The sequence below is a fragment of the Stappia sp. P2PMeth1 genome (genome assembly GCF_900185735.1).
Taxonomy (GTDB): domain Bacteria; phylum Pseudomonadota; class Alphaproteobacteria; order Rhizobiales; family Stappiaceae; genus Stappia.
This window is the reverse complement of sequence record NZ_FYAW01000021.1, coordinates 194,885-211,486: the sequence shown is the minus strand read 5'-3', so window position 1 is coordinate 211,486 and position 16,602 is coordinate 194,885. Positions and strand designations below refer to the sequence as shown.

Genomic DNA, 16,602 nt, shown 5'->3' with positions numbered 1-16,602 from the left:
CCGTCGCGGGCCGCGCATCCGGGCCCGCGCTCGCTTGCCCTTTCAACGAGGACCCACCCCATGCTGGACTCGGTGCTGATCGCCAATCGCGGGGAAATCGCCTGCCGCATCATCAAGACCGCGCGCCGTCTCGGCCTGCGCACCATCGCCGTCTATTCCGAGGCCGACCGCGACGCGCTGCATGTGCGCATGGCGGACGAGGCCGTCGCCATCGGTCCCTCGCCGAGCTCGGAGAGCTATCTGGTGGGCGCGCGCATCCTGGAGGCGGCCAAGGCGACAGGGGCGGCCTCGATCCATCCCGGCTACGGCTTCCTGTCGGAAAACGCCGCTTTTGCCGAGGCTTGCAAGGCCGCCGGCATCGTTTTCGTCGGCCCGTCGGCGGCGGCGATCCGCTCCATGGGGCTGAAGGACGGGGCCAAGGCGCTGATGGAGAAGGCCGGCGTGCCGGTGGTGCCGGGCTATCACGGCGAGCGGCAGGAGGCCGAGTTCCTCAAGCAGAAGGCCTATGAGATCGGCTATCCGGTCTTGATCAAGGCGGTTGCGGGCGGTGGCGGCAAGGGCATGCGCCGCGTGGACAAGGCGATCGAGTTCGAGGCTGCGCTCGCCTCGGCGCAGCGCGAGGCGAGGTCCGCTTTCGGCGATGCCCGCGTGCTGATCGAGAAATTTGTCCTCAACCCGCGCCACATCGAGATCCAGGTCTTCGGCGACGGCAAGGGCAATGCCGTGCACCTGTTCGAGCGCGACTGCTCGGCGCAGCGCCGCCACCAGAAGGTGCTGGAGGAGGCGCCGGCTCCCGGCATGACGCAGGAGACGCGCGCGGCGATGGGCGCGGCCGCGGTCGCGGCGGCCAAGGCCGTCAACTATGCGGGCGCCGGCACCATCGAGTTCATCGCCGACGGCTCGGGGACACTGCGCCCCGACGGGTTCTGGTTCATGGAAATGAACACCCGGCTGCAGGTCGAACATCCGGTGACGGAGATGATCACCGGCCAGGACCTCGTCGAATGGCAGTTCCGCATCGCCTCCGGCGAGGGCCTGCCGCTGTCGCAGGAGGAGATCGCCATCAGCGGCCACGCGGTCGAGGTGCGGCTCTATGCGGAGGATCCGGATACGGGATTTCTACCCTCGACCGGCCGGCTCGATCTGCTGGAACTGCCTGAAACTGAAGGCGTTCGCATCGATACCGGCGTCGAGACGGGGGCGGAAATCTCCGCCTTCTACGACCCGATGATCGCCAAGCTGATCGCTTATGGGCCGGATCGCCAGACGGCGCTCGACCGGCTGGCGGCGCAGTTCGACCGCTCGCTGATCGCCGGACCGAAGAACAATCTCGCCTTCCTTGCCGCGCTGGTCGCGCATGAGGAGGTGCGCCGGGGCGGCTTCGACACCGGGCTGATCGACCGCGACCTGGCCCGGCTGACCACCGGGCGGGTCGGCGAGGCGGCGATCGAGGCGGCGGTGGCGGCCCTGGTGCTGCCGGAAGCCGCCGCCGCGAGAGCCGGCTGGCAGGATCCTTTCGCGGCGACCAGCGGGTTCGAACTGGCCGGCATCCGGCGCATCGGCGTCGGCGTCGAGGTCGACGGCGAGCCGCGCGAGGTGACGATCTCCTGGTGGGGCGGCGAGGCCAGCGTTTCGGGCCCCAGCCATGACACGCCCCGGACGGGAGCCGGCCGGGTGGTGCGCAGCGACCGGGGCGTTTACGCGGTGGAGGGCGGGCGCGCCGTGCTGGTGACCTTGGTCGACCATCTCGCCCGGGTGGCGGAGGACGCGGAAGCCGCGTCCGCCGTCAAGGCGCCGATGCATGGCAAGGTCATTGCCGTCGATGTCGCGCCCGGCGACCGGGTGGAAAAGGGCGACCGGCTGGCGGTGGTCGAGGCGATGAAGATGGAACACGCCATCACCGCGCCGCGCGACGGGACGGTCGAGGCGGTCTTCGTCACCGAAGGGGCGCAGGTCGACCAGGGCGCGCCGGTGGTGGCGCTCGCGGACGAGGACTGACGCTTCTACGGCTCAGCGCATCGCCTGTGCATAGCGGGCAAGGCCGGCGCCTTGCGGGTTTGCCGGCGCGTGCGGAGCCCTATAACAGGAGGCATGCCGCTTCATCTGCTCAAGCTCTGCGTCGGCGTCGACGCCATCGAGGATCTCCAGGCCTGGATCGATTTCCGCCTGGAGGAGAAGCGGACGCGCGGCGAGCCGGTCGAGCAGTATCACACCACGCGGATGATCCCGACCCGGCGCGACGAGCTGCTGGGCGGCGGCTCGCTTTACTGGGTGATCAAGGGCACGATCCAGGCGCGCCAGCACCTCCTCGACATCCGCCCCTTCACCGACACATCCGGGGTCAAGCGCTGCCACCTGGTGCTGGAGCCGGTGCTGCATCCGACGCGGCCGCAGCCGCGCCGGCCGTTCCAGGGCTGGCGCTATCTCACCGACGAGGACGCGCCGGCCGACATCCGCCGACTCGCCGGCGGCGGCGACATTCCCGAGGCGATGCGCCGGGAACTCGCCGAACTCTGCCTGATCTGATTGGTTTTCTTGCGAAACTCGCAGTCCGCTCGGGCCTGTCCCGCTCAGGCCCAGCCGGAGGCCGGGCGGGCGACCGCCATGTTGTCGATCAGCCGCGTCGAGCCGAGCCTTGCGGCGACCAGCAGGCGGGCGCTGTCGCTCTGCGGCCCGACGGGGGCCAGCGTCGCGGCATCGCGCAGCTCCAGATAGTCGACGGCAAAGCCGCCTTTGGCGAGCTGCGCAGTGCCCTCGGCGAGCACCGATGCCGCCGGCTCGCCGGCCTCGATGCGCGCGATCGCCTGCGTCAAGACCTGCGGGATCAGCGCGGCCGTCCGGCGGGCGCCGGCGTCGAGATAGCGGTTGCGCGAGGACATGGCGAGCCCGTCCGCCTCGCGCACGGTCGGCGCGCCGAGGATCTCGGTCGGAATGCCGAGATCGGTGACGAAGCGGCGCACGACGGCGAGCTGCTGGTAGTCCTTCTCGCCGAACACCGCGACATCGGGCAGGGCGGCGAGCAGCAGCTTGGTGACGACGATGGCAACGCCGTTGAAGAAGTGCGGCCGGGTGACGCTTTCCAGCCCGGCCGAAGGACCGCCGACGGTGACGCCGGTGGCAAAGCCTTGCGGGTACATCTCTGCCACGGAGGGCAGGAACACGCCCTCCACCGACAGCTCTTCCAGCATGCGGATGTCGGCCTCGTTGTCGCGGGGATAGGCGTCGAAATCCTCCGTCGGGGCGAACTGGGTGGGATTGACGAAGATCGAGACGACCACGTGTTCGGCCCGCGCGCGGGCGGCGCGCACCAGCGACAGGTGGCCCTCGTGCAGGGCGCCCATGGTCGGCACCAAGGCGATGCGGCGTCCGGCGGCGCGGGCAGCGGCGATGCCCTGGCGCAGGTCGGCAACGGTCTCGTGAACCCTCGGCCTGGTCATGTCTTGCGGTATCCTCCAGTGTGCGACGCCGCTCCCGTGCCGGCGCCGGATACGGTGTTTAGCGCCTTTTGCGGTTGGCGTTTGGATTTTTCCGCAATGGGCGCCATATCAATTGCGACTGACTGAAATGCATGGCGGAACCGTAAGGAGCACTGGTGGACGAGGACCGCAGGATCGAGGCGACACGCAGCCGCAGCCCGGCCGGAACGAGCCAGGGCAAGGCTCCGGCGACCTCCGCCAGAAGCGCGATTTCCGCCTTCCTCGGCGCGGCGCAGGCGACCCGCAACGTCGCCACCGCGGGGCGGCTGGTGATCGCGCTGGACGCGACGATGAGCCGCCAGCCGACCTGGGACCGGGCCTGCGCCATCCAGGCGGAGATGTTCACCGCCGCCGGCAAGGTCGGACGGCTTGCCATGCAGCTCGTCTATTTCCGGGGCTTCGGCGAATGCGCCGCCTCCAGATGGGTCGATGACGGCGAGACGCTCGCCGGGTTGATGACGCGGATCGACTGTCGCGGCGGCCAGACCCAGATCCGCAAGGTGCTGCGCCATGCCATCGACGAGACCCGCCGGCGCAAGGTGCAGGCGCTGGTCTATATCGGCGACTGCGTCGAGGAGGATGTCGACGCGCTCTGCGCCAGGGCGGGGGAGCTCGGGCTGCTCGGCGTGCCGGCCTTCATCTTCCAGGAAGGGGCGGACGCCCATGCCGAGACCGCCTTTCGCGAGATCGCTAGGCTGACGCGCGGCGCGCATTTCCGCCTCGACGGCTCGTCGGCGCGGGAGCTTGCCGAGTTGCTGAAGGCGGCGGCGGTCTATGCGGCGGCGGGGCGCGAGGGGCTGGAGCGGCTGATGCGCGGCGGCGACGGCGGGGCGAAGCGGCTGCTGCAGCATATGGGGTAAACCAACGGGCATGAGGCGGCGGGGCGCTGGTTTGCCGCCTCGTGCGGGGACGACCGGCTCTTTATAGTGCCGATGGCTGCATGATTTGCGAAGACGGGGACTGGCATGGGATTTTTGCTGCTCGGCGTGGGGACGCTTGCCCTGCTGCTGGCGCTTGCGCACTACACGACACGGGCCAATCCGGGCGATCTTGCCCGCCAGCTCAAGACGGCCGGTGGCGTCGCCCTTCTGGCGCTGGCGGCGGTGCTGCTGGTGGCGCGGCGGATCGACCTGGCGCTGCTGGCCGGCGGCTTCGGGCTGACGCTGCTCGGGCTGCGGCGCGCCCATGGCTTCAAGCCGGCGGGCGAGGGGCAGAACGGGGGAAGCGGAGCGACCTCGACGGTGCGCTCCGCCTTCCTGGAGATGCGCCTCGACCACGACAGCGGGGCCATGGCGGGCGAGGTTCTGGTCGGCCACTTCGAGGGGCGCAGCCTCGACAGCCTGTCGCGCGGGGAGCTTGCGACGTTGTACCGGGAACTGTCCGGCGACGCGGACAGCCGCGCCTTATTTGAGGCTTATCTCGACCGCCGGGAGCCCGGCTGGCGTGTAGACTTCGAGGCGGATGCCGCAGCGGGGCATGGAAGCCCGCCGGGCACGGGCGCCATGACCGAGCAGGAGGCCTACGAGGTTCTGGGGCTTGCGCCCGGCGCCGGCGAGGCGGAAATCCGGGCGGCGCACCGCAGATTGATGAAGCGCGTCCATCCCGATCAGGGGGGGAGCGGATTTCTCGCTGCCAAACTCAACGAGGCGAAGGCCCTGCTTCTCGATCGTCATTGAACTCACCAGTACGCGTAACAAGTTGATCTGGGTTTCAGACGGTCCGTCCCACTACTGATACACGGCGTAGCAGTTGAACCGCTTCTGCTTCAGGTCGCGGCAGGCGTTCCAGGCCGCGGTCTTGGTCTCGAACCCGACGAAGCGGGCGCGATAGAGGGTGGAGCCGCCGGAATCGACCGGCTCGGTATAGGGGTCGTAGCCGCGCAGCTTGGAGCCGAGCGCGCCCTGCGCCCGCTTCAGCATGGCGACGGCGGCATCCTCGCTTTCGGCGGCGGCGATCTGCACCTGCCAGCCCGGCGCCGGATCGGCGGCGTTGTTGGCGGCGACGGTCACCGAGGAATTGGCCGGCGCGTCGGGCAGATCGGCTCTTGCCTGGTGATGGGCCTGCTGCTGCTGGGCCTTTTGCCGGGCCGGCTGCGGGTCGGGCAGGGCGGTGGCGACCGCCTCGTCGGTGAGGGCGGCAACGCGGATGGTCTGCGTGCGCACCGTACGCACGGCTGGTATCGGCGCGGGAACCGCCGGTTGAGATGCCGCGATGTTCGGAGCCGAGCCCTGCGGAACCATGTCGGTACCGGCCACTTCCATCGCCTTGCGGTGCAGGATCGCCTTGAGGTCGGGCTTCTGCGGCACCGGCGCGATCGAGCCGGTGACGATGTCGGCGCCGGCGTCGGCCGCGCGGACAGCCGGAACGGCAGGGGCAGCCACGGGAGCCGCCATGGGAGCCGCTGCGGGGGCGACGCGGGCGGCGGGGGCCGCCACCGGCACGGCGCTGGCGGCCTGGCTGAGCGCCGCCATCTGCATCACCTGCTCCTGCGGCTTCAGGCCGGGGACGGGCACGTTGCGCAATTCGGCGAAGGCGAGCGGCTTGGGTGTGACCTTCGGCGTGGCGGCCGCCTGGCTGCGGGACGCCGGGGCACTGGCCGCCGGAGCGCTGGCGACCAGCATCGGCGCGGTGCGGTTGCCGCGGGTTGCCTTGGGCAGGTACTGGGCGATCAGCTTTTCCATCTGCGCGTTGCGCGAGGCGCCGGTGCGCCCGCCCATCACCACGGCGACGACGTGGCGGCCATCGGTGTTCACATTGGTGACCAGGTTGAAGCCGGAGGCGCGGATGAAGCCGGTCTTGATGCCGTCGACGCCCTTGACGCGGCCGAGCAGGCGGTTGTGGTTGCCGTAGCGCTGGCCCTTATAGGTGTAGACCCGGGTGTTGAAGTACTTGTAATACTTCGGGAAACGCTCCTGGATCGCGCGGCCGAGCAGGGCCATGTCGCGGGCCGTCGTCTTCTGCGCATTGTCCGGCAGGCCGGACGGGTTGCGGAAGGTGGTGCTCTTCATGCCGATCTGGCGGGCGGTGCGGGTCATCCGCTGGGCGAAGGCCGGCACGGAGCCGCTGACATTCTCGGCGACGACGACGGCGACGTCATTGGCCGACTTGGTCACCAGCGCCAGGATCGCATCCTTCGCGGTGATGGTGCTGCCCGGCTTCAGGCCGAGCTTGGAGGGCGGGCGGCTCGCGGCGTATTGCGAGACCTTGAGCCGGGTCTGCAGCGACATGCGGCCGGCCTCCAGCTCCTCGAACAGGACGTAGAGCGTCATGATCTTGGTGAGCGAGGCCGGATAGCGGGCCGTATCGGCCTTGTAGCTGTAGAGCGTGCGCCCCGACTTCACGTCGACGACGATGCCCGAGTATTTCGGATTGGCGAAAGCTGGAGCGGACAGCATCGCGGTCAGCGCCAGGGCCATGGCGGCCAGAAGCACTCCGCGGGTTCCGATTGCAAGGGCGCGCCCGACGCGCCGCACACCTTTACTCAGCACAATTTCACCCCACTCGGGTCCAGGTGTTTCGTTTGCGGTGCGATCCGGATCCCCGCCAGCCCCGGCCGGATGTCCCGCGTGTTGCCTCATGATGCCCGAAATACGGTTACGAATGTCCAAACGCAGTCGTCGAGCGAAACCGATTTCCGAGATTTTTAGCCGCGTTGTCGTCGGCTTTCATGATGGCGAAGAGTCGCAAAAGGCGGTTAATGCGCCGTTACCGGAGATCTCCGCCGCACGACAACCCTCGCGCGAAACCGGAGCGGCGAACCGGGCCGGTCAAAAACGCAAGGCAGGACGGGGACTTGCCGTGGAAGCGGCGGATCGGCCCCACTGGCGCGCCGCGGCCGGGCTCCTTCGCCGGCTATGCTGCACTGCAAAATGACTCTTGACAAAATTTGTGCATCGCATATATCTCTTTTCGTTATCGCAAGGCTCGACGTTGAGGCGTGCTTTGGGGAAATCCTCCGCGGATCTTCCTCTGGCGCCCCGAACATTCGGGCGCGTCGCATACCGGGCCCGGCGAGGCCGGACCGGACCGGAATACCGGGGCAATGCCGGAACACCGGGGCAATCAAGAGGCCGCAAGGCCGCAAGGCAAACGCTCAGAGGTCACAGATGATGAACAATTTCGAAGACATCCAGAAGCTCGGCAAGGACAACATGGACGTCGTCATGCAGAGCTTCGGCGCCATGACCAAGGGCTTCCAGGCGATCGCCTCGGAAGTGGCCGACTACCAGAAGAAGTCCTTCGAGGACAGCACCGCCGCTGTCGAGAAGCTGGTCGCCGCCAAGTCGCTCGACAAGGCCTTCGAGGCCCAGAGCGAATTCGTCAAGACCGCCTATGAGGGCTTCGTCGGCGAGGTCACCAAGATCGGCGAGATGTACAGCGACCTGGCCAAGGACGCCTACAAGCCCTACGAGGCCGCCTTCTCCAAGGCCGGCAAGTAAGCTTCGTCTCCCAAGACGATCCCGGCGGCGTGCCGCCGGGCCTTCGACCCGCGGCCCTGTCCGCGGGTTTTTTGTTGCCTGCGCCGTTCCGTCGCGGCTGCGGCCGTTTCCCGCGCCAGGTCGCGGCTCTTCCTCCCAACAATTCGGCGTGTTGCGCGTGCGAATGCACATCGCCGCCATTGAGCTTGGCGCAGGATGCCATACATTAGATGGACGCGCGGGCAGGTCGCCGAAACGGCTGTCGCGAGGGGCGGCGTGCCCTGGGTGGCGTGCCTGGGGTGGCGTGCTTGGGGCGCAGCGGCCGTGCCGCGGTCGTCGCAGGGGCCATCTCCCAGCAGGACTGCAGGCGCTCGCCGGCCGAACCTTGCGGGCCAGACGTTGCTGGTCAGGCCGTTCGGGCCAGACCTTGCGGCTTTCCGAGGGACAGGTCCGCCGCAGGACAGGCGATTGCGGAACAGGCGATTGCGGAACAGGCGATTGCAGGACAGGCGATTGCAGGACAGGCGATTGCAGGACAGGCGATTGCGGGACAGGGCGATGGAGAGCCAATGACCAACGGACCTCAGCGCGGCAACGGCGACGACACGGGCAACCTGGTCGTCACCAAGACGCGGACTGTCGCCAAACGGCCGAACCTGTACCGTGTCCTGTTGCTGAACGACGACTACACGCCGATGGAATTCGTCGTGCACGTGGTGGAGCGGTTCTTCCAGAAGAACCGCGAGGAAGCCACGCGCATCATGTTGCACGTCCATCACCACGGCGTCGGGGAGTGTGGTGTTTTTACCTATGAGGTGGCGGAGACCAAGGTCACTCAGGTCATGGACTTTGCCCGCAAACACCAGCATCCTCTGCAATGCGTGATGGAAAAGAAATAGGGGTCGCCCGTGCCGTCATTCTCCCGAAGCCTTGAAAAGGCCCTGCACCAGGCGCTCTCGTTCGCGAACGAGCGTCAGCAGGAATACGCGACCTTGGAGCACCTGCTCCTCGCGTTGATCGACGACCAGGACGCCGCCGCGGTGATGCGCGCCTGCAATGTCGATCTCGACGTGCTGAAACGCAATCTCGTCGAATATATCGATACCGAACTCGAGAACCTGGTGATCGAGGGCGACGACGATTCCAAGCCGACGGCCGGATTCCAGCGCGTCATCCAGCGCGCCGTGATCCATGTCCAGTCGTCGGGCCGGGAGGAGGTGACGGGCGCCAACGTGCTCGTCGCCATCTTCGCCGAGCGGGAAAGCCATGCGGCCTATTTCCTGCAGGAACAGGACATGACCCGCTACGACGCGGTCAACTACATCTCCCATGGCATTGCCAAGCGCGCCGGCATGTCCGAAGCACGTCCCGTTCGCGGCGCCGACGAGGAAGCGGCGACGGAGGAAGGCGTGGAAAAGCCTAAGCAGAAGACGGATGCGCTTGAGGCCTATTGCGTCAACCTTAACGAGAAGGCCAAGTCCGGCCGTATCGATCCGTTGATCGGACGCGATGCCGAGATCTCGCGCACCATCCAGATCCTGTGCCGCCGCTCGAAGAACAACCCGCTCTTCGTCGGTGATCCGGGCGTCGGCAAGACCGCCATCGCCGAAGGGCTGGCCAAGCGGATCGTCGACGGCGACGTGCCGGAGGTGCTGCTGGACGCGACGATCTTCTCGCTCGACATGGGCGCGCTGCTCGCCGGCACCCGCTATCGCGGCGACTTCGAGGAGCGGCTGAAGCAGGTCGTCAAGGAGATCGAGGACTATCCCGGCGCAGTGATGTTCATCGACGAGATCCACACGGTGATCGGCGCCGGCGCCACCTCGGGCGGGGCGATGGACGCCTCCAACCTGCTCAAGCCGGCGCTCGCCTCCGGGACGATCCGCTGCGTCGGCTCGACCACCTACAAGGAATATCGCCAGTTCTTCGAGAAGGACCGCGCCCTGCTGCGCCGGTTCCAGAAGATCGACGTCAACGAGCCGACCATCTCGGACACGGTGGAGATCCTCAAGGGGCTGAAGCCCTATTTCGAGACCTTCCACAAGGTCCGCTACACCAACGAGGCGATCAAGACGGCGGTGGAGCTGTCGGCCCGCTACATCAACGACCGCAAGCTGCCGGACAAGGCCATCGACGTGATCGACGAGTCCGGCGCCTCGCAGAAGCTGGTTCCCGAGGGCCGTCGGCGCAAGACCATCGGCGTCAAGGAGATCGAGACCACGGTCGCCTCGATGGCGCGCATCCCGCCGAAGTCGGTGTCCAAGTCCGACGCGGAGGTGCTGTCGAACCTCAACGCCACCTTGAAGCGCATGGTCTACGGCCAGGACGAGGCGATCGAGACGCTGGCGAGCGCCATCAAGCTCGCCCGTGCCGGCCTGCGCGAGCCGGACAAGCCGATCGGCAACTACCTGTTCTCCGGCCCGACCGGCGTCGGCAAGACCGAGGTCGCCCGTCAGCTTGCCGCCTCGCTCGGCGTCGAGCTGCTGCGCTTCGACATGTCGGAATATATGGAGCGCCACACGGTCTCGCGGCTGATCGGCGCGCCTCCCGGCTATGTCGGCTTCGATCAGGGCGGCTTGCTGACCGATGGCGTCGACCAGCATCCGCATTGCGTGCTGCTGCTCGACGAGATCGAGAAGGCGCATCCGGACCTGTTCAACATCCTGCTGCAGGTGATGGACCACGGCCGGCTGACCGACCACAACGGCAAGCAGGTCGACTTCCGCAATGTCATCCTGATCATGACGACCAATGCGGGCGCCTCGGACATGGCCAAGCCGCCGATCGGCTTCAACCGGGTCAAGCGCGAGGGCGAGGACCAGGAGGCGATCAACCGCCTGTTCACGCCGGAATTCCGCAACCGTCTCGACGCGGTCATCGCCTTCGGCAGCCTGCCGACGGAGGTCGTGCACCGGATCGTCGAGAAGTTCGTCATGCAGCTCGAGGCGCAGCTTGCCGATCGCGGCGTCACCTTCGAGCTGACCGACAACGCCATCGCCTGGCTCGCCGACCAGGGCTATGACGAGCGCATGGGCGCGCGTCCGCTCGCCCGGGTGATCCAGGAGCACATCAAGCGGCCGCTGGCCGATGAGGTGCTGTTCGGCAAGCTCAAGAAGGGCGGCACGGTCAAGGTGTCGGTGTCGGAGGACGCGGCCGGCCTGCTGCTGGAGACGGTCGAGGACACGCCGGTCAAGCCGAAGGCGGAAAAGCCCAAGGCTGCGCGTCCGAAGCGGCGGCGCAAGCCGGCGGCGAAGAAGGTCGAGGTCGCCGCTCCGTCGAAGAAGGGCGGTTCGGCCAAGAAGAGCCTCGTCCCGAAGGTGCCGCTGGCCGACTGAGGACGGCGGACGATCATTGCCGCGCTTGCGCGCGGCCTCGCGGAACGGCGCCCCTGCGGCGCCGTTTTGCATTTTCGCCTCGACCTGCTAGGTAGGAAGTCCCCTGGCCGGCCTGCCTCCCTGTGGCCGGCGCCCTGTCTTGCGGTTTCGTTTCATGCCGACGCCCCCGTCCGCACCCCCGACACGTTTGCCGGAGCCCCCGGAGGACGGCAGCGACCTGCCGGCCCGGATCTGGGTTCTGCGCGGTGTCCGGGCGGCGGTTTCCATCCCCGCGCTGATCCTTGCCGCCGCCTTTGTCGGCTATGCCGGCCTTGCCCGCGAAAGCGGCTTCACGCTCGGCGAGACGCTGGCGATGGCTGGCCTCGTCTGGGCGCTGCCGAGCGTCGTCGTGCTGACCGGTGCGATCACCGCCGGCATGGGCCTGGTGCCGGCGGCCATTGCCGTGGCGCTCGCCTCGGTGCGCCTGATGCCGATGACCATGGCCCTGATGCCGATCCTGCGGGTGGACGGCAAGACGCCGCGCTGGCAGTTGCTGATCGCCTCGCATTTCGTGGCGGTGACCGCCTGGGTCTGGGCCATGCGGCATCTGGAGGACCATCCGCGCGAGGCGCGGCTGCCGTTCTTCCTCGGCTTCGGCGCCAGCCTGACCCTCTTCGTCTTCGTCATGACCGGCGTCGCCTACCTGCTGGTGGAGGGCATGCCGGCGCTGCCCTCGGCAGCGCTGTTCCTGCTGACGCCGGTCTATTTCCTGTGCTCTTTGTGGGGCGCGGCGCGCATTTCCGCCGACAAGGCGGCGATGGCGGCCGGGCTGCTGCTCGGGCCGCTGTTCTACATGCTGCTGCCCGGCCTCGACCTGTTGTGGACCGGGCTGGTCGGCGGCACGCTCGCCTATCTCGGCACGCGCATCGCGCGGCGGGGGTGGCGATGACCGGCGCCGAGGCCTGGTGGTGGCCTTATCTGATGATCGTGGTGGCCGGCTGGCTCGCCACCGACATCTGGCGCTGGCTCGGGGTGCTGGCCAGCGGCCGGCTGCGCGAGGACAGCGAGGTGATGATCTTCGTGCGCGCCGTTGCGACAGCTCTGGTCGCCGGCGTCATCGCCAAGCTGATCCTGTTTCCCGCCGGCGCGCTGCAGACCACGCCGATGGCCTTGCGGATCCTGGCCGCCGCCTGCGGCTTTGCCGCCTTCTTCGCTTCCCGGCAGAAGGTGGTGGTGGGCGTTGCCGTCGGCGAGGTCGTGCTGATCGGCGGCTGGCTGCTGCTCGATCTCGGCTGAGGACAGCGCGGCCGAACCGGATGGACTGCTGACACGAGGGTGTCAGCAGGGGGCTGCTACTCCAGTGCCGGCGACGGCGCGAGACCGCGCCGCCGGTTTGACCTCAAGGAGACCGCATGTCCGACACACGTTCCGCCGACAAGCTGACGCTGCACTACGCCCCGCGCAGCCGCGCCAGCACCACCCGCGTGCTGCTCGACGAGCTCGGCGCGCCCTACGACCTGCATGTTCTGAACATGCGCGCCGGCGAGCTGAAGTCGCCCGACTATCTGGCGATCAATCCGCTCGGCAAGGTGCCGGCGCTGACCCATGGCGACACGGTGGTGACCGAATCCATCGCCATAGCGCTCTATGCTGGCGATCTCTTCCCGCAGGCGGGGCTGACCCCGGCCATCGGCGATCCGCGCCGCGGCGCCTATCTGCGCTGGATGGTGTTCTATGCCGCCAGTTTCGAGCCGGCCCTGATAGACAAGTTTCTTGGCCACGATCCCGGACCGCAGTCGCCCTATGGCACCTACGACAAGGTGATGGAGACGCTGGCCGAGCAACTCGGCAAGGCGCCCTACATCCTCGGCGACGAGATCACCGTCGCCGACATCCAGTGGGGCTCGGCGCTGCGCTGGACGCTGATGTTCAAGCTGGTGCCGGACCTGCCGGTCTTCACCGACTATGCCGGGCGCATCACCTCGCGGCCGAGCTTCCGGCGCGTCCACGAGGACGAGGGCCGGCTCGACGCCGAGCACGAGGCCGCCGCCGCGCAGGCGAGCGGCGGCAACTGAGCCTCGGCGTTCGCTCAGGCGAGAGCGGCGCGGATCTTGTCGGCATTGGCCGCCAGCACCGCCTGGTCGGCCATCTCGCCTGTATGCGGGCGCATCGCCACGCCGGCAAAGCGCGGGATGACATGGACATGGGTGTGGAACACCACCTGTCCGCCCGCGCTTTCCGAAAACTGCTGGATGGTGGTGCCGTCGGCGTCGAAGGCGCGCACCACCGCATGCGCCATCTTCTGCACGGTCTTCATCACCGCGTTGAGATCGTCCTCGGCGATGTCGAGGATGTTGCGCGAAGGGGCCTTCGGAATCACCAGCACATGGCCGTCGCCGCGCGGCATGATGTCCATGATGACGAGGGTCCTGTCGTCCTCGTACACCTTCTGCGCGGGCAGTTCGCCGCGCAGGATCTTGGCGAAGACATTCTGGTCGTCATAGGCGGCAGCTTCGATCGGCATGGCTTTCTCCGGTAGGGCCCTGGCGGGCGAACTTGGGTGTCCCTTGGCAGCACAGCCGCCGCCGGCGTTCAAGTTCAGAATCAGAGTCAAGCTGAGAAATCGATTCAACGGCGGCTCGCGGGTGGCGCCAAGGCCGCCTGAGCCGGCCTCGCATCTCGATTCAACTGCGGCGAAAAGACGAGTCGGCAGAATCGCTTGGGCCAGGGTCTTCAGGCTTTCCTGAAGGGCGAATGCTCGTCGCGGATATAAGCGCCTTCCTGCTCCACCGCCCGGCGCTCGCGCGCCAGATAGTCGGCGACCGCCTCGCGCAGTCCCGGATGGGCGATGTAGTGCGCGGAGCGCGTCAGGCTCGGCAGATAGCCGCGCGCCAGCTTGTGGGCGCCTTGGGCGCCGGCCTCGACGCGGGGCAGGCCATGCTCGATCGCATGGTCGATCGCCTGATAGTAGCAGACCTCGAAATGCAGGAACGGATGCTCCTCGGTGCAGCCCCAGTTGCGCCCGAACAGGGCCTGCGAGCCGATGAGATTCAGCGCGCCGGCGATGTAGCGCCCCTGGCGCCGCGCCATCACCAGCAGCACCCGCCCGCCCAGCCGCTCGCCGAGCAGCGAGAAGAAGCGGCGGTTGAGATAGGGCCGGCCCCATTTGCGCGCGCCGGTGTCCTCGTAGAAGGCATGAAAGGCGTCCCAATGCGCCTCCGTGAGGTCGGCACCGGTCAGCCGCTCGATCTCGATGCCGCCGGCCACCGCCTCGCGCCGCTCCTTGCGGATCTGCTTGCGCTTGCGCGAGGCGAGGTCTTCCAGGAACCCCTCGAAATCGGCATAGCCCCGGTTCTCCCAGTGGAACTGCTGGTCGGTGCGCAGCAGATAGCCGTGCTCGCCCGCAGCCCCCCACTCGTCCGCTTCCATGAAGGTGATGTGGGCGGAGGAGGCCTCGCGCAGCGCGCAAAGGTCCTGGAGCCCCTGCGCCAGCGCGGCGATGGCCGCCGGCCGGTCGATATTGGTGCCGGTCAGGAAGCGCCGGCCGGTCGCCGGGGTGAAGGGCACCGCGCATTGGAGTTTCGGATAGTAGCTGCCGCCGGCCCGCTCATAGGCATCGGCCCAGGCGTGGTCGAAGACATATTCGCCCATCGAGTGGGACTTCAGATAGCAGGGCAGGGCGGCGACGGCGCGCCCCTCCGGGTCTTCCAGGACGAGGTGCTGCGGCAGCCATCCGGCGCGCCGGCCGACGCAGCCGGCTTCCTCCAGGATCGACAGGAAGTCGTGCGAAATGAAGGGGTTGAAGGCGGTTTGCGGAGAAACTGAGTCAGCGCCTGGAGAATCAGATTCAAGTGGGGCGGGCGACAGCCCGCCGCCCGGCTCCAGCCGCCAGCCGGGATTGGCGAGCGCGTCCCACTCTTCGCGCGGAATGTCGGAAAGCCCGCCGATCGCCTTCAGGCGGAACGTGCGGGTGTCGTCGTCGCATGCACTCACTTGGCAGGCCTTCAACGCTTGCGGCCCGCGTGGGAAGAGGCGCTGCGGGCCGGATGGGGAACTCGCCCGTCAAATCTAGTGCGCTGCACGCGTGCTGCAAAGGCGGCGCGTCAGGCGCCGCGTCAGGAGGAGGGGGCGGCGTCCGGGTCGAAGCCTTCGAAGACGATCTGGTCGGCGAAGGCGCGGGCGCGGGCAAGGTCGTCCGGGGTGCGCACCGTCCAGGCGATCAGCGGCAGGCCGAACGCCTTGCGCAGCACTGTGGGGGCCAGCGCCGGCAGGTCCTTCACCCAGTAGGAGACGAAGCTCGGCCGCGTGCGGACGCTGTGCAGAAAGTGGCGCAGGGCGAAGCGCTCGACGCGGCTGGCATGGCCCCAGTCCTTCAGGTCGCGGGCGCCGTCGCCGAGCGCGCCGCGCGGAATGTCGGGAGCGGCCTCGCGCATCAGGGCGAGCATTTCCGGGTCGAAGGACTTCACCGCGACCGGGCCGGAATAGCGGGCAAGGCTGGCGGCGATGGCGGCGATGAAGGCGCGCTCGGGCCGGCGGCCGAAGCGCGACTTGATCTCGATGCAAAGGCCGACCTTGCCGTCCACCTGGGCGAGCAGGTCGTCCAGCGTCCACAGCCGGTCGTCGGTACCGCGCAAGGCGATGCGGGTGAGTTCGGCGGCGCTGCGCTGGCGTACCGGTCCGCTTTCGAAGGTCAGCCGGTCCAACTCGTCGTCATGGAAGACGATCGGCACGTCGTCGGCGCTCTGCTGCAGGTCGACCTCGATGGCAAAGCCCTTGTCGATAGCGGCCTGCACGGCGCTCTGGCTGTTCTCGATACAGCCGCGCGACTTGTCGTGATAGCCGCGATGGGCGATGGGACGGCTGGTCAGCCAGGAAATGTCACGCATCGTGGTGTCCGCCGTCCCGCCGCCGTTACTCGACCTCGAAGATCGCCTCGACCTCGACGGCGACGCCGAAGGGCAGGCCGGCGACGCCGACGGCCGAACGGGCATGGCGGCCGCGCTCGCCGAGCGCCTCGACGAGGAAATCGGAGGCGCCGTTCATCACCTTCGGCTGGTCGCCGAAGTCGGGCGCGGAATTGACGAAGCCGACGATCTTGACGAGGCGCACGACCTTGTCGAGGTCGCCGAGCGCGGCCTTGGCCTGGGCCAGCAGGTTGATGGCGCACAGCCGCGCCGCCGCCTGGCCGTCCTCGATCGAGGTGCCGGCGCCGAGCTTGCCCTGGAACTGGATGCCGTCCGGACCCATTGGGATCTGGCCGGAGATGAAGAGCTGGTTGCCCGTGCGCACGAAGGGCACGTAGTTGGCCGCCGGCGCCGCCGCCTTGGGAAGGGTGACGCCCAGTTCGGCGATGCGTGCCTCGATCTGACCCGACATTGCGGTCCTCCTTTGGAT

At 68.1% G+C, this 16,602-nt stretch carries 16 protein-coding genes; 10 read left to right on the top strand and 6 right to left on the bottom strand.

The window, feature by feature from the left end:
• The first annotated feature begins 60 nt into the window (after positions 1–60).
• Together P2PM1_RS14750 and P2PM1_RS14745 are read left to right on the top strand one after the other, a co-directional pair.
• Positions 61–1,998: a biotin carboxylase N-terminal domain-containing protein gene (locus P2PM1_RS14750; protein ID WP_186399572.1), complete on the top strand. Its 1,938-nt coding sequence runs from the start codon at positions 61–63 to the stop codon at positions 1,996–1,998.
• A 93-nt stretch (positions 1,999–2,091) separates the two neighbouring features.
• Entirely contained in the window at positions 2,092–2,526 is a 435-nt protein-coding gene (locus P2PM1_RS14745; protein WP_186389080.1) for a DUF1489 family protein, read from the top strand.
• A gap of 44 nt (positions 2,527–2,570) precedes the next feature.
• Here the strand turns inward: P2PM1_RS14745 and panC are convergent, their stop codons facing one another.
• A complete protein-coding gene (gene panC / locus P2PM1_RS14740; protein ID WP_186399571.1) occupies positions 2,571–3,437 on the bottom strand; it encodes a pantoate--beta-alanine ligase in 867 nt (288 codons plus the stop codon).
• 152 nt (positions 3,438–3,589) lie between these two features.
• Here panC and P2PM1_RS14735 point away from each other — a divergent pair, with 152 nt between their 5' ends.
• Both P2PM1_RS14735 and P2PM1_RS14730 read left to right on the top strand, forming a co-directional pair.
• On the top strand, positions 3,590–4,336 hold the full coding sequence (locus P2PM1_RS14735) for a VWA domain-containing protein (protein ID WP_371636787.1): 747 nt from the start codon (positions 3,590–3,592) through the stop codon (positions 4,334–4,336).
• A 105-nt stretch (positions 4,337–4,441) separates the two neighbouring features.
• Positions 4,442–5,152, top strand: a complete 711-nt coding sequence (locus tag P2PM1_RS14730) for a DnaJ domain-containing protein (protein ID WP_186399570.1) — start codon at positions 4,442–4,444, stop codon at positions 5,150–5,152.
• A gap of 51 nt (positions 5,153–5,203) precedes the next feature.
• On the opposite strand, the gene P2PM1_RS14725 is transcribed toward P2PM1_RS14730, so the two are convergent.
• Positions 5,204–6,907, bottom strand: a complete 1,704-nt coding sequence (locus tag P2PM1_RS14725) for a D-alanyl-D-alanine carboxypeptidase (protein ID WP_208985286.1) — start codon at positions 6,905–6,907, stop codon at positions 5,204–5,206.
• Positions 6,908–7,585: 678 nt separating this feature from the next.
• On the opposite strand from P2PM1_RS14725, the gene P2PM1_RS14720 reads away from it, so the two are divergent.
• The 6 genes from P2PM1_RS14720 to P2PM1_RS14695 all read left to right on the top strand — a co-directional run bounded on the left by P2PM1_RS14720 (position 7,586) and on the right by P2PM1_RS14695 (position 13,283).
• Complete coding sequence (locus tag P2PM1_RS14720; RefSeq protein ID WP_186389190.1) at positions 7,586–7,915, top strand: phasin family protein; 330 nt, start codon at positions 7,586–7,588, stop codon at positions 7,913–7,915.
• A gap of 548 nt (positions 7,916–8,463) precedes the next feature.
• Positions 8,464–8,793: an ATP-dependent Clp protease adapter ClpS gene (gene clpS, locus P2PM1_RS14715; protein WP_186389077.1), complete on the top strand. Its 330-nt coding sequence runs from the start codon at positions 8,464–8,466 to the stop codon at positions 8,791–8,793.
• 9 nt (positions 8,794–8,802) lie between these two features.
• Positions 8,803–11,229 carry an ATP-dependent Clp protease ATP-binding subunit ClpA gene (clpA, locus tag P2PM1_RS14710; RefSeq protein ID WP_186399569.1) on the top strand — a complete coding sequence of 809 codons (2,427 nt, stop codon included), beginning with the start codon at positions 8,803–8,805 and terminating at the stop codon, positions 11,227–11,229.
• A 154-nt stretch (positions 11,230–11,383) separates the two neighbouring features.
• Positions 11,384–12,157 (top strand): AzlC family ABC transporter permease, encoded by a 774-nt coding sequence (locus P2PM1_RS14705; RefSeq protein ID WP_186399568.1) that lies wholly within the window; start codon positions 11,384–11,386, stop codon positions 12,155–12,157.
• The gene (locus P2PM1_RS14700) at positions 12,154–12,504 is read left to right on the top strand and encodes an AzlD domain-containing protein (protein ID WP_186399567.1); all 351 of its coding nucleotides are present in this window, start codon (positions 12,154–12,156) and stop codon (positions 12,502–12,504) included. Before P2PM1_RS14705 ends, P2PM1_RS14700 begins: the two co-directional genes overlap by 4 nt.
• 116 nt (positions 12,505–12,620) lie before the next feature.
• Positions 12,621–13,283, top strand: coding sequence for a glutathione S-transferase family protein (locus P2PM1_RS14695; RefSeq protein ID WP_186399566.1), 663 nt, complete (start codon positions 12,621–12,623; stop codon positions 13,281–13,283).
• Between the two features lie 14 nt (positions 13,284–13,297).
• Here the strand turns inward: P2PM1_RS14695 and P2PM1_RS14690 are convergent, their stop codons facing one another.
• The 4 genes from P2PM1_RS14690 to P2PM1_RS14675 all read right to left on the bottom strand — a co-directional run bounded on the left by P2PM1_RS14690 (position 13,298) and on the right by P2PM1_RS14675 (position 16,584).
• Entirely contained in the window at positions 13,298–13,726 is a 429-nt protein-coding gene (locus tag P2PM1_RS14690; protein WP_186399687.1) for an HIT family protein, read from the bottom strand.
• 215 nt (positions 13,727–13,941) lie between these two features.
• On the bottom strand, positions 13,942–15,201 hold the full coding sequence (locus P2PM1_RS14685) for a GNAT family N-acetyltransferase (RefSeq protein ID WP_186399565.1): 1,260 nt from the start codon (positions 15,199–15,201) through the stop codon (positions 13,942–13,944).
• 122 nt (positions 15,202–15,323) lie between these two features.
• The gene (locus P2PM1_RS14680) at positions 15,324–16,094 is read right to left on the bottom strand and encodes a glycerophosphodiester phosphodiesterase family protein (RefSeq protein WP_186399564.1); all 771 of its coding nucleotides are present in this window, start codon (positions 16,092–16,094) and stop codon (positions 15,324–15,326) included.
• A gap of 25 nt (positions 16,095–16,119) precedes the next feature.
• Complete coding sequence (locus P2PM1_RS14675; RefSeq protein WP_186389070.1) at positions 16,120–16,584, bottom strand: RidA family protein; 465 nt, start codon at positions 16,582–16,584, stop codon at positions 16,120–16,122.
• Between the last annotated feature and the right edge of the window lie 18 nt (positions 16,585–16,602).